The organism is Pseudomonas sp. 13159349 (genome assembly GCF_013305685.1).
GTDB lineage: Bacteria > Pseudomonadota > Gammaproteobacteria > Pseudomonadales > Pseudomonadaceae > Aquipseudomonas > Aquipseudomonas asiatica.
Map to the genome: position 1 here is coordinate 1,920,182 of NZ_CP045553.1, position 13,392 is coordinate 1,933,573.

At 63.5% G+C, this 13,392-nt stretch carries 9 protein-coding genes; 7 read left to right on the forward strand and 2 right to left on the reverse strand.

Annotated features, from left to right (window positions below):
• Positions 1–21 precede the first annotated feature (21 nt).
• Positions 22–927 carry a LysR family transcriptional regulator gene (locus tag GEV38_RS09135; protein ID WP_015269490.1) on the forward strand — a complete coding sequence of 302 codons (906 nt, stop codon included), beginning with the start codon at positions 22–24 and terminating at the stop codon, positions 925–927.
• A 159-nt stretch (positions 928–1,086) separates the two neighbouring features.
• Here the strand turns inward: GEV38_RS09135 and GEV38_RS09140 are convergent, their stop codons facing one another.
• Complete coding sequence (locus GEV38_RS09140) at positions 1,087–1,440, reverse strand: hypothetical protein (RefSeq protein ID WP_013971664.1); 354 nt, start codon at positions 1,438–1,440, stop codon at positions 1,087–1,089.
• Between the two features lie 274 nt (positions 1,441–1,714).
• Here GEV38_RS09140 and GEV38_RS09145 point away from each other — a divergent pair, with 274 nt between their 5' ends.
• The gene (locus GEV38_RS09145) at positions 1,715–6,580 is read left to right on the forward strand and encodes an NAD-glutamate dehydrogenase (protein ID WP_015269491.1); all 4,866 of its coding nucleotides are present in this window, start codon (positions 1,715–1,717) and stop codon (positions 6,578–6,580) included.
• Between the two features lie 130 nt (positions 6,581–6,710).
• On the opposite strand, the gene GEV38_RS09150 is transcribed toward GEV38_RS09145, so the two are convergent.
• Entirely contained in the window at positions 6,711–7,529 is an 819-nt protein-coding gene (locus GEV38_RS09150) for a pyruvate, water dikinase regulatory protein (protein ID WP_015269492.1), read from the reverse strand.
• A 177-nt stretch (positions 7,530–7,706) separates the two neighbouring features.
• Between GEV38_RS09150 and ppsA the strand changes: the two genes are divergently transcribed.
• From ppsA to GEV38_RS09175, 5 genes are all read left to right on the forward strand, one after another.
• Positions 7,707–10,082 (forward strand): phosphoenolpyruvate synthase, encoded by a 2,376-nt coding sequence (gene ppsA / locus GEV38_RS09155; RefSeq protein WP_015269493.1) that lies wholly within the window; start codon positions 7,707–7,709, stop codon positions 10,080–10,082.
• A gap of 102 nt (positions 10,083–10,184) precedes the next feature.
• A complete protein-coding gene (locus GEV38_RS09160; protein ID WP_015269494.1) occupies positions 10,185–11,177 on the forward strand; it encodes an alpha/beta fold hydrolase in 993 nt (330 codons plus the stop codon).
• Positions 11,178–11,390: 213 nt separating this feature from the next.
• Positions 11,391–11,882, forward strand: a complete 492-nt coding sequence (gene rraA / locus GEV38_RS09165) for a ribonuclease E activity regulator RraA (protein WP_015269495.1) — start codon at positions 11,391–11,393, stop codon at positions 11,880–11,882.
• Positions 11,883–11,909: 27 nt separating this feature from the next.
• Complete coding sequence (locus GEV38_RS09170) at positions 11,910–12,905, forward strand: zinc transporter ZntB (RefSeq protein ID WP_013971669.1); 996 nt, start codon at positions 11,910–11,912, stop codon at positions 12,903–12,905.
• Between the two features lie 214 nt (positions 12,906–13,119).
• Positions 13,120–13,392: a hypothetical protein gene (locus GEV38_RS09175; protein ID WP_004376140.1), complete on the forward strand. Its 273-nt coding sequence runs from the start codon at positions 13,120–13,122 to the stop codon at positions 13,390–13,392.

Consider the following 13,392-nt stretch of genomic DNA (forward strand, 5'->3'; position numbering starts at 1 on the left):
CCGACTTGCCAGGTGTTGCCCGTGAAACTGTCCGTCCGCCATATCGAAGTGTTCCGCGCCATCATGGCCGCTGGCAGCGTCACCGGTGCGGCGCGCCTGCTGTTTACCTCGCAGCCCACCGTCAGCCGTGAGCTGGCGCGGCTGGAGCAGGTAACCGGGCTGAACCTGTTCGAGCGCGAAGGTGGCCGCCTGGTGGCGACGGCCCAGGCGCTGCTGTTGATCGAGGAGGTTGAGCGGGCCTACGTAGGGCTGGAGCGCATCGACCGCTTTGCCCAGGCCATCCGCAATTTCGAGCAGGGCCGGCTGGCCATTACCTGCCTGCCGCTGTTTTCCCAGACCTTGCTGCCCAAGGCTTGCCAGCGCTTTCACCAGCAGCACCGGGGCGTGAGCGTGAGTATCCTGGCGCAGGAGTCGCCGTTGCTGGAGGAGTCGCTGGTTGCCCAGCAGCATGACCTGGGCCTGACCGAGGTAGAGCAGATACCGCGTGGCGCCTACGGCGAATTGCTGTTCAGCGCCAACATGGTGTGCGTGCTGCCCGACGGGCACCCGTTGCAGGCCAGGGCCGAGCTGGAGCTGAGCGATTTCCACGAGGTCGACTTCATCAACCTGGCCAGCCTGGACACCTACCGGCAGCGCCTGGACCAGCACTTTCGCGCGGCAGGGGTGAACCGCCGCACGGTCATCGAGACCACCAGTGCTGCCTCGGTGTGCGCCATGGTGAGGCAGGGCCTGGGGGTGGCGATCATCAACCCGCTGAGCGGGCTGGAGGCGGCGCAGGGCGGGTTGCCGATCCGGCGGTTGCGGGTGTCGGTGCCGTACCAGGTGATGCTGATCAGGCCGGACCACCGGCCGGCGTCGGCGGCGGTGGAGCCGTTTTGCCAGGCGTTGCGGGTGCAGGCTCGGGAGATGCAGCAAGCGCTGGCATGATCGTTGTGGGGGAACTGCCTTGCACAAAACCTAAAAACTGGCGCGATCACTGTGGGAGCGGGCAAGCCCGCGAAGCAGGCGACGCGATGGATGGCACCGGCTGTGCCGGTGTTCGCGGGCATGCCCGCTCCCACAGGGGCAGCGCCGGTATTCAGTTTGTCACAGCTCGCAAACGAAGGTGCCGGTCCCGGCCAGGATGTTCTCCAGGGTTTCCTTCACTTCATCCATGTCACTCAACTCGCTGGTCAGGTTGATCTCCAGCACCTCATCCCCCTTCAGCGCATCCCGGTCGCCGGCCGCCACTTCGATCAGCAGGCGCTTGGCGCTCAGGGTTACTTTCAGGCCATCCAGCGTCGACGGCTCGTCATCCAGGGTCAGGTCGACGGTGTCTTCGTCCGGGTAGCGGGTCAGCAGGAACATCTGACCCTTGTCGCTGTGGCAGCACAGGGTCGCCATGTTGTCTTCCTCGTCATCGCAAGGGGTGGCGAACAGCAGGGCAGTATTGATTTGCATGGACAAGGCTCGGATCAAAGGAAACGGAAGGGAATTCTGACAGTCTTGCCGACAGGCATAAACGTAAAGTTACCCCCCCTTGACCGAAATTGTCGCAGCGCTGCAAGCCTTGATGACCGATCAGTCGTTAAGCTTCGGCGAGCCCTGGGCGTGCCTGCGCACGTTCAACGCCTGGTTTTACCGTCCGCCTTGCCACGGGTTGGCTATCGTTGATCCGTACACGGCGCACGCAGCGACGCTTCAATTATTACAAAGCCCAAGCGGAGTACCACAGATGGCGTTCTTCACCGCAGCCAGCAAAGCCGACTTCCAGCATCAACTGCAAGCGGCCCTGGCGCAGCACATCAGCGAACAGTCCCTGCCACAAGTCGCGCTGTTCGCCGAGCAGTTCTTCGGCATCATCTCTCTGGACGAACTCACCCAACGCAGGCTTTCCGACCTGGCCGGCTGCACCCTGTCAGCCTGGCGCATCATCGAGCGTTTCGACCCCGAATACCCGCAAGTACGGGTGTACAACCCCGATTACGAGCGTAATGGCTGGCAATCGACCCACAGCGTGGTCGAAGTGCTGCACCACGACCTGCCGTTCCTGGTCGACTCGGTACGCACCGAGCTCAACCGCCGCGGCTACAGCATCCACACCCTGCAGACCACCGTGCTCAGCGTGCGCCGCGGCGCCAAAGGCGAGCTGCTTGAACTGCTGCCCAAGGGCACCCAGGGCGAGGACGTACGCCATGAGTCGCTGATGTACATGGAGATCGACCGTTGCGCCAACGCTGCCGAGCTGACGGTGTTGGCCCGCGAGATCGAGCAGGTGCTGGCCGAGGTGCGGGTGGTGGTGGCCGACTTCGAACCGATGAAGGCCAAGCTGCGCGAAGTGGTGGCGGAGGTAGAGCAGACAGCCTTTGGCCCGGCGCAGAACGAAAAGGGCGAGGTCAAGGCTTTCCTCGAGTGGCTGCTGGACAACCACTTCACCTTCCTGGGCTATGAAGAATTCACCGTCAAGGGCGACGCCGATGGCGGCCAGATGGTCTACGACGAGCAGTCGTTCCTTGGCCTGCCGCGTCGCCTGCGCGTGGGCCTGACGAGCGACGAGCTGCGCATCGAAGACTACGCCGTGGCCTACCTCAACGAACCGCTGCTGCTGTCGTTCGCCAAGGCCGCGCTGCCAAGCCGCGTACACCGCCCGGCCTACCCGGACTACGTGTCGATCCGCCAGCTGGACGCCGACGGCAAGGTGATCAAGGAACACCGCTTCATGGGCCTGTACACCTCGTCGGTGTACGGCGAAAGCGTGCATGCCATCCCTTATATCCGGCAGAAGGTCACCGAAGTCGAGCGCCGCTCGGGCTTCGATCCCAAGGCCCACCTGGGCAAGGAACTGGCCCAGGTACTGGAAGTACTGCCGCGCGACGACCTGTTCCAGACCCCGGTCGACGAGCTGTTCAGCACCGTCATGTCGATCGTGCAGATCCAGGAACGCAACAAGATCCGCGTGTTCCTGCGCAAGGACCCATACGGCCGCTTCTGCTACTGCCTGGCCTATGTACCGCGGGAAATCTACTCCACTGAAGTGCGGCAGAAGATCCAGCAGGTGCTGATGGAGCGCCTGAAGGCCAGCGACTGCGAGTTCTGGACCTTCTTCTCCGAATCGGTGCTGGCACGTGTTCAGCTGATTCTGCGGGTAGACCCGAAAAACCGCATCGACATCGACCCGCAGCAGCTGGAACGCGAAGTGATCCAGGCCTGTCGTTCGTGGCATGACGACTACTCGGCACTGGTGATCGAGAACTTCGGCGAAGCCCAGGGCACCAACATCCTCGCCGACTTCCCCAAAGGTTTCCCGGCCGGCTACCGCGAGCGCTTCGCCGCGCACTCGGCGGTGGTCGACCTGCAGCACGTGCTGAACCTGTCGGAAAGCAAGCCGCTGGCGATGAGCTTCTACCAGCCATTGACCCAGGTCGGGGAACGCACCCTGCACTGCAAGCTGTACCACGCCGACACGCCGCTGGCGCTGTCCGACGTGCTGCCGATCCTGGAGAACCTTGGCCTGCGCGTACTCGGCGAGTTCCCGTACCGCCTGCGCCATGCCAGTGGCCGCGGCTACTGGATCCATGACTTCGCCTTCACCTACAGCGAAGGCCTGAGCCTGGACATCCAGCAGCTCAACGACACTCTGCAGGATGCCTTCATCCACATCGTCCGCGGCGATGCCGAGAACGACGCCTTCAACCGCCTGGTGCTGACCGCCGGCCTGCCATGGCGCGACGTGGCGCTGCTGCGCGCCTACGCCCGTTACCTGAAGCAGATTCGCCTGGGCTTCGACCTGGGCTACATCGCCAGTACCCTGAACAACCACACCGACATCGCCCGCGAGCTGACCCGGTTGTTCAAGACCCGCTTCTACCTGGCGCGCAAGCTCACCCAGGAAGACCTGGATGACAAGCAACTGCGCCTGGAGCAAGCCATCCTGACCGCGCTGGACGACGTGCAGGTGCTCAACGAAGACCGCATCCTGCGTCGCTACCTGGACCTGATCAAGGCCACCCTGCGCACCAACTTCTACCAGCCGGACGCCAACGGCCACAACAAGTCGTACTTCAGCTTCAAGTTCAACCCCAAGCTGATCCCCGAACTGCCTAAACCAGTGCCCAAGTTCGAGATCTTCGTCTACTCGCCACGGGTCGAAGGCGTGCACCTGCGCTTTGGCAACGTCGCCCGCGGTGGCCTGCGCTGGTCCGACCGCGAGGAAGACTTCCGCACCGAAGTGCTGGGCCTGGTGAAAGCCCAGCAGGTGAAGAACTCGGTGATCGTGCCGGTCGGCGCCAAGGGCGGCTTCCTGCCGCGCCGCCTGCCGCTGGGCGGCAGCCGTGACGAGATCGCCGCCGAAGGCGTGGCGTGCTACCGCATCTTCATTTCCGGCCTGCTCGACATCACCGACAACCTGAAGGACGGTGGCGTGGTGCCGCCGGCCAACGTGGTACGCCATGACGATGACGACCCGTACCTGGTGGTGGCGGCCGACAAGGGCACCGCGACCTTCTCGGACATCGCCAACGGCATCGCCATCGACTACGGCTTCTGGCTGGGCGACGCCTTCGCCTCGGGCGGCTCGGCCGGTTACGACCACAAGAAGATGGGCATTACCGCGCGCGGCGCCTGGGTGGGCGTGCAGCGCCACTTCCGCGAGCGCGGCATCAATGTGCAGGAAGACCCGATCACCGTCATTGGCGTCGGCGACATGGCCGGCGACGTGTTCGGCAACGGCCTGCTGATGTCCGACAAGCTGCAACTGGTGGCGGCGTTCAACCACCTGCACATCTTCATCGACCCGAACCCGGAGCCTGCGTCCAGCTTTGCCGAGCGCAAGCGCCTGTTCGACCTGCCGCGCTCGGCCTGGAGCGACTACGACACCAGCATCATGTCCGAAGGCGGCGGGATCTTCCCGCGCAGTGCCAAGAGCATCGCCATCAGCCCGCAGATGAAAGAGCGCTTCGCCATCGAAGCCGATCGCCTGACCCCGACCGAGCTGCTCAATGCGCTGCTCAAGGCACCGGTAGACCTGCTGTGGAACGGTGGCATCGGTACCTACGTCAAGGCCAGCACCGAGAGCCACGCCGACGTCGGCGACAAGGCCAACGACGCGCTGCGGGTCAATGGCAACGAGCTGCGCTGCAAGGTGGTGGGCGAGGGCGGCAACCTGGGCATGACCCAGCTTGGCCGGGTCGAGTTCGGCCTGCATGGCGGCGCCACCAACACCGACTTCATCGACAATGCCGGCGGCGTGGACTGCTCCGACCACGAGGTCAACATCAAGATCCTGCTCAACGAAGTGGTGCAGGGTGGCGACATGACCGAGAAGCAGCGCAACCAGCTGCTGGGCAGCATGACCGACGAAGTGGCCGGCCTGGTGCTGGGCAACAACTACAAGCAAACCCAGGCGCTGTCGCTGGCGGCCCGCCGCGCCCGCGAGCGGATTGCCGAGTACAAGCGCCTGATGGCCGACCTGGAGGCCCGAGGCAAGCTGGACCGCGCCATCGAGTTCCTGCCGTCCGAAGAGCAGTTGGCCGAGCGCCTGGCCGCCGGCCAGGGCCTGACCCGCGCCGAGCTTTCGGTGCTGATCTCGTACAGCAAGATCGACCTCAAGGAACAGCTGCTCAAGTCGCTGGTGCCGGACGACGACTACCTGACCCGCGACATGGAAACCGCCTTCCCGCCGTCGCTGGTCAGCAAATTCGCCGAATCCATGCGCCGCCACCGCCTGAAGCGCGAAATCGTCAGCACCCAGATCGCCAACGACCTGGTCAACAACATGGGCATCACTTTCGTCCAGCGCCTGAAGGAGTCGACCGGCATGAGCCCGGCCAACGTGGCCGGGGCCTACGTGATCGTGCGCGACATCTTCCACCTGCCGCACTGGTTCCGTCAGATCGAGGCTCTGGACTACCAGGTGCCGGCGGAAATCCAGCTGACCCTGATGGACGAGCTGATGCGCCTGGGCCGTCGTGCCACCCGCTGGTTCCTGCGCAGCCGCCGCAACGAGCAGGACGCCGGGCGCGACACCGCGCACTTCGGGCCGAAGATCGCGCAACTGGGGCTCAAGCTCGACGAGTTGCTCGAAGGCCCGACCCGCGAGCGCTGGATGGTGCGCTACCAAGGCTTCGTCGAGGCTGGTGTGCCGGAGTTGCTGGCGCGCATGGTGGCTGGTACTACCCACCTGTACACCCTGTTGCCGATCATCGAGGCTTCGGACGTTACCGGCCATGACCCGGCGCAGGTGGCCAAGGCGTTCTTCGCCGTGGGCAGCGCACTGGACCTGACCTGGTACCTGCAGGAAATCAGCAACCTGCCGGTGGAGAACAACTGGCAGGCGCTGGCCCGCGAGGCGTTCCGCGACGACATCGACCTGCAGCAGCGGGCGATCACCATCTCGGTACTGCAGATGGCCGATGCACCGGAAGACATGGACGCCCGCGTGGCGCTGTGGGCCGAGCAGCACCGGGTGATGGTGGAGCGCTGGCGCGCCATGCTGGATGACCTGCGCAATGCCACCGGTACCGACTATGCGATGTACGCGGTAGCCAACCGCGAGCTGGTCGACCTGGCCATGAGCGGGCAGGCGGCAGTGGTGCCGTCCTGAGCCATGAGCTGAAATGAAAAGCCCCGGCAGCGATGCCGGGGCTTTTTTATTCCTGTGCTGCTATCACAAGGCTTGAGCGTAGTGAGGCCCCTGTAGGAGCGGATTTACCCGCGAAGAGGCCGGTACAGGCTTACTTGAACCTGCGCTCCACCCCTTTCTCCACCAGGATCTTCGCCGAAATCTCTTCCACCGAAAAATGCGTGGAATTGATGTTGGGAATGTTCTCCCGGCGGAACAGGTTTTCCACCTCGCGCACTTCGAACTCGCACTGGGCAAAGCTGGAATAGCGGCTGTTGGGTTTGCGCTCGTGGCGGATGGCGGTGAGGCGGTCGGGGTCGATGGTCAGGCCGAACAGCTTGTTATGGTGCTTTTTCAGCACCGCCGGCAGCTGCAGGCGCTCCATGTCTTCCTCGGTCAGCGGGTAGTTGGCGGCGCGGATGCCGAACTGCATGGCCATGTACAGGCAGGTGGGGGTCTTGCCGCAGCGCGATACGCCTACCAGGATCAGGTCGGCCTTGTCGTAGTAGTGGGTGCGTGCGCCATCGTCGTTGTCCAGGGCGAAATTCACCGCCTCGATGCGTTCCATGTAGTTGGAATTGCCGCCAATGGAGTGCGACTTGCCGACGGAATACGACGAATGGGCAGTCAATTCTTGTTCAAGCGGGGACAAAAACGAAGAAAAGATGTCGATCATGAAGCCATTCGAGGTAGCCAGGATCTCACGGATGTCCTGATTGACGATGGTGTCGAAGATGATCGGGCGTACACCATCGCGCTCGGCCGCAGCGTTGATTTGCTGGACCATGGTCCGCGCCTTTTCCGGCGAATCGATGTAGGGACGGGTGAATTTATTGAACGGAATGCTCTCGAATTGAGCGAGCAGACTCTGGCCCAGGGTTTCGGCGGTGATGCCGGTGCCGTCGGAGATGAAGAACGCGGTTCGTTTCATTTGCGATCTGGGCCTTAAGCTGATGACGTTTCTTGGATATGATAAGTTCGGTTTGCCGAATGCGGCTGTCGGCATTCTCACTTATTTTCCAGGTACAGGCCACAAGCGTCCGGCCAAGTCAACGAAGGCAGGCGGGCGCCCTTGAGCTTTTCCAACACAGTTAGTGGAGAGATCACCTTGGTAGAGTACGTAGTTTCCCTCGATAAGCTCGGCGTCCATGATGTGGAGCATGTGGGGGGCAAGAACGCATCCCTGGGCGAGATGATCAGCAACCTCGCAGGTGCTGGTGTATCGGTGCCGGGCGGCTTTGCCACTACGGCGCAGGCGTACCGCGATTTTCTCGAACAGAGTGGTCTCAACGACCGTATCCATGCCGCGCTCGACGCACTCGATGTGGATGACATCAACGCCCTGACCAAGACCGGCGCGCAGATTCGCCAGTGGGTCATGGAAGCCGACTTCCCGGCACGTCTGGATTCGGAAATCCGTACGGCCTTCGCCGAAATGGCTGCCGGCAACGACAACATGGCCGTTGCCGTGCGTTCCTCTGCCACCGCCGAAGACCTGCCGGACGCCTCGTTCGCTGGCCAGCAGGAAACCTTCCTCAACATCCGCGGCGTCGACAACGTGATCCGCGCGGCCAAGGAAGTGTTCGCCTCGCTGTTCAACGACCGTGCCATCGCCTACCGCGTGCACCAGGGCTTCGACCACAAGCTGGTGGCCCTGTCTGCTGGTGTGCAGCGCATGGTGCGTTCGGAAACCGGCACCGCCGGCGTCATGTTCACCCTCGACACCGAGTCGGGCTTCCGCGACGTGGTGTTCATCACCGGCGCCTACGGCCTGGGCGAAACCGTGGTGCAGGGTGCGGTCAACCCTGACGAATTCTACGTGCACAAGAACACCCTGCAGGCAGGCCGCCCGGCCATCCTGCGCCGCAACCTGGGCAGCAAGGCGATCAAGATGGTCTATGGCGAAGAAGCCAAGGCCGGCCGTTCGGTCAAGACCGTCGAAGTGGACCGCGCCGAGCGCGCGCGCTTCTGCCTGACCGATGCCGAGGTCAGCGAGCTGGCCAAGCAGGCCATGATCATCGAGCAGCACTACCAGCGCCCGATGGACATCGAATGGGCCAAGGACGGTGACGACGGCAAGCTGTATATCGTCCAGGCGCGCCCCGAGACGGTGAAGAGCCGCTCCAGCGCCAACGTCATGGAACGCTACCTGCTGAAAGAAAAAGGCACCGTTCTGGTCGAAGGCCGCGCCATTGGCCAGCGCATCGGCGCCGGCAAGGTCCGCGTGATCAACGACGTATCGGAAATGGACAAGGTCCAGCCGGGCGACGTGCTGGTCTCCGACATGACCGACCCGGACTGGGAACCGGTGATGAAGCGCGCCAGCGCCATCGTCACCAACCGTGGCGGGCGTACCTGCCACGCGGCGATCATCGCCCGTGAGCTGGGCATTCCGGCCGTGGTCGGTTGCGGCAACGCCACCCAGGTGCTGAAAGACGGCCAGGGTGTGACTGTGTCCTGTGCCGAAGGCGATACCGGCTTCATCTTCGAGGGCGAGCTGGGCTTCGATGTGAAGCAGAACTCGGTCGACGCCATGCCCGACCTGCCATTCAAGATCATGATGAACGTCGGCAACCCGGACCGTGCCTTCGATTTCGCCCAGCTGCCCAACGCCGGTGTCGGCCTGGCGCGCCTGGAGTTCATCATCAACCGCATGATCGGCGTGCACCCCAAGGCGCTGCTGAACTACGCCGGCCTGCCAGCCGACCTGAAGGACAGCGTCGACAAGCGCATCGCCGGCTACAACGACCCGGTAGGCTTCTATGTCGAGAAGCTGGTCGAGGGCATCAGCACCCTGGCTGCGGCCTTCTACCCGAAAAAGGTCATCGTGCGCCTGTCGGACTTCAAGTCCAACGAGTACGCCAACCTGATCGGCGGCAAGCTGTACGAGCCGGAAGAAGAAAACCCGATGCTGGGCTTCCGTGGCGCTTCGCGCTACATCAGCGAATCGTTCCGTGACTGCTTCGAGCTCGAGTGCCGTGCGCTCAAGCGCGTGCGCAACGAGATGGGCCTGACCAACGTCGAGATCATGGTGCCGTTCGTGCGTACCCTGGGTGAAGCCAGCCAGGTTGTCGACCTGCTCGCCGAAAACGGCCTGGCCCGTGGCGACAACGGCCTGCGCGTGATCATGATGTGCGAACTGCCGTCCAACGCCATCCTCGCCGAAGAGTTCCTGGAGTACTTCGACGGCTTCTCGATCGGCTCCAACGACCTGACCCAGCTGACCCTGGGCCTGGACCGTGACTCGGGCATCATCGCCCACCTGTTCGACGAGCGTAACCCTGCGGTGAAGAAGCTGCTGGCCAACGCCATTGCCGCGTGCAACAAGGCTGGCAAGTACATCGGCATCTGCGGCCAGGGCCCGTCGGACCACCCGGACCTGGCCAAGTGGCTGATGGAGCAGGGTATCGACAGCGTGTCGCTGAACCCGGACTCGGTACTCGAAACCTGGTTCTACCTGGCTGAAGGCCAGGGCGCGGTCTGATGCAGTAAAACGCGGGGGTACGTCTGGCGTACCCCCGCCTGGTTTTTTCCAGGGCGAGCTCCAGCAATGGATCCCGCCCTTTTTTGTGCACCAAGCAACCTTATGCAAAGCAGCAGCACTCTATTCCCCGTGGCCCTGCTCAGTGCCGAACGCCGCGGCGACCTCAGCGAAGACGTGTACCGGATCAAGGCCGGCAACAGCCCTGACCCCAGCGTCGAGCTGGCTGTCACCCGCCTGGGGCTGGCCGATCAGGGCCAGGCCCAGGGCGTACCGGTCATTCTCCTGCACGGCAGCTTCTCCAACCGCCGCTTCTGGTATTCCCCCAAAGGGGTTGGCCTGGGCGCCTATCTCGCCCGCGCCGGCTTCGATGTGTGGATCCCGGAAATGCGCGGCCATGGCCTGTCGCCGCGCAACCATGACTGGAAGCACAACAGCGTTGCCGCCTATGCCCGCGATGACCTGCCGCTGATTGCCGCGTTCGTGCGCGAGCAGTCGGGCCAGACGCCGCACTGGGTCGGCCATTCCCTGGGTGGTACGACCCTGGCGGCAGCGCTGGGCGGTGGCTTTCTGCCTGCCGAGCAGGTGGCCAGCGTGGCGCTGTTCGGTACCCAGATCAGCCGCGTGTACTGGCCGTTGAAGGTGCCGCCCCTGGCCTGGGGGGCGAAGCTGCTGCTCAAGCGCTGGGGGCAGATTTCCGGGCCGCGTTTCAAGCGTGGGCCGGAGGATGAGCCGATCGGCCTGGCCCTGGAAAGCATGCGCTGGCATGGCCTGTTCGGGCGCTTTGGCGACAAACAGAGCGACTGGTGGGCGGGGCTGGCCAAGGTGGATGTGCCGCTGCTGGCCGTGGCTGGTGCGGGGGACTTCCAGGACCCGGTGTGGGCCTGCCGCAAGCTGTTCGAGCAATTTGGCGGTGAGCGCAAGCAGTTTCTGCGGCTGGGGCTCGAGGAAGGCTTCGACGCTTTCGGGCATGTCGACATGCTGGTGAGCAAGGCCGCGCAGGTGCAGGTATGGCCGCTGGTGGAGCGTTGGCTGCGGGATCCGCTGGTGCCGGTGCATGAATCCACGGTGGTGGCGGAGCCTGTGCCCGCCAGTTGATTCTGCTGTATCTGTACTGGCCCTATCGCCGGCAAGCCAGCTCCCACAGGAGTACCACTAGCCTGAAGCCAGCGGGGTCCTGTGGGAGCTGGCTTGCCGGCGATAGGGCCGGTACAGGCAAAACATGACCGTTCGGTCCTGGATGACTGCAACGGGCTCTACGGTGTAGCCTTGGCCGATACCCGCTTTCGTTGTGACTGACAGGAGCTTCCCATGCAGCATTACGTTACGCCCGACCTGTGTGATGCCTACCCGGACCTGGTGCAGGTGCTGGAACCGATGTTCAGCAATTTCGGCGGCCGCGATTCGTTCGGTGGCCAGATCGTCACCATCAAGTGCTTCGAAGACAACTCGCTGGTCAAGGAGCAGGTCGAGCTCGATGGCAAGGGCAAGGTCCTGGTCGTCGATGGTGGCGGCTCGCTGCGTCGCGCACTGCTCGGCGACATGCTTGCCGAAAAGGCTGCCAAGAACGGTTGGGAAGGCCTGGTGATCTACGGCTGTGTGCGTGACGTCGACGTGCTGATCCAGACCGACGTCGGCGTGCAGGCCCTGGCCAGCCACCCGATGAAGACCGACAAGCGCGGCATCGGCGACCTCAACGTGCCAGTGACCTTCGCCGGGGTGACCTTCCGCCCGGGCGAGTATGTGTATGCCGACAACAATGGCGTGCTGGTCTCGCCAAGCCCGTTGAAAATGCCTGAGTAAGGCGCCGCCCGCGCTGATGGAGCTTTGATGTTCGAGGAAGACAACGCGCAGTGGGGGCTGGTGCACGCCCTGGTGCTCGATGGCAAAGGTGGCGCGCGCTCGATTGCCCGTACCGAACTGGACGACCTGCAGCTGCAACCCGAGCAAAGCCTGTGGCTGCACTGGGATCGCAGCCATCCGCAAACCCGCACCTGGCTGCTGCACGACAGCGGCCTGAGCGCGTTCGCCTGCGAGCTGCTGCTGGAAGAAAACACCCGGCCGCGCCTGCTGCCCATGGCCGATGAACAGTTGTTGCTGTTCCTGCGTGGGGTCAACCTCAACCCGGGTGCAGAGCCTGAAGACATGGTCTCGGTGCGTATCTTTGCCGAGGCGCAGCGGGTTATCTCGCTGCGCCTGCGGCCGTTGCGCGCCAGTGACGAGATTCTCCAGCAGCTGGAAGAGGGCAGGGGCCCGAAATCGGCTTCCGAGCTGTTGCTGCTGATGGGCGAACTGCTCACCGAAAAGGTTCAGGGCCTGGTCAGCGACCTGTCCGAACTGGCCGACATTGAGGAAGAAAAGGTTGAATCCGACGAACGGTATACCCCGGAGAACGGCAGCCTGCAGCAGATCCGCCGGCGTGCCGCCGGTCTGCGGCGTTTTCTTGCCCCGCAGCGGGAAATCTACGCCCAGTTGTCGCGCAGCAAATGGAGCTGGTTCGCCGATGCCGATGCCGATTACTGGAACGAGCTGAACAACAGCCTCATCCGCTACCTCGAAGAGCTGGAACTGACCCGCGAACGTGCCGCGCTGGTGCTGGAAAGCCAGGATCGCCGGCGTAGCGAGCGCATGAACCGCACCATGTACCGCTTCGGCATCATCACCTGCATCTTCCTGCCCATGAGCTTCATCACCGGGCTGCTGGGCATCAATGTCGGCGGCATCCCCGGGGCGGAAAACCCCTATGGTTTCCTGTTCGCCTGCATCGTCGTGCTGGGGCTTGCGGTGGGGCAGTGGTGGCTGTTTCGGCGGTTGCGGTGGGTATAGATGCTCATTGACCTGCACCGGCCCTATCGCCGGCAAGCCAGCTCCCACAGGTACACCACAGGTTTCAAGGCTTGTGGTGCCCCTGTGGGAGCTGGCTTGCCGGCGATAGGGCCAGTGCAGGCAAGCGTCATTCATTTTGAAACACTCGTCCCAATGCGATGTGTGACCCATCGACCGGCCATCTCGTCTCTGACTGACACTGCGCGAGGTGCCCATGCACGATCCGTTTGAAGAATCCCTGCGCGACCTGCTCAAGGCGTCCCCCTCCGGCAATGACCGGGACGACCGGGACGACGCCGCTTGCCTGGGTCGCGTGCTGAAAACCGCCAACCGCCAGGTTGGCGCGGGCGATCTGTTCAGCCTGCTTGGCCGCTGGAGCCAGGCGCTGCTGATCGCCGTGAACAATGGCGCGGCGCATGTTGCGCCGGTGCGTCGACACTCTTCCCGCAACGCTGCCAACGGCAGCAAAGCAGATAAGGCCGATTGA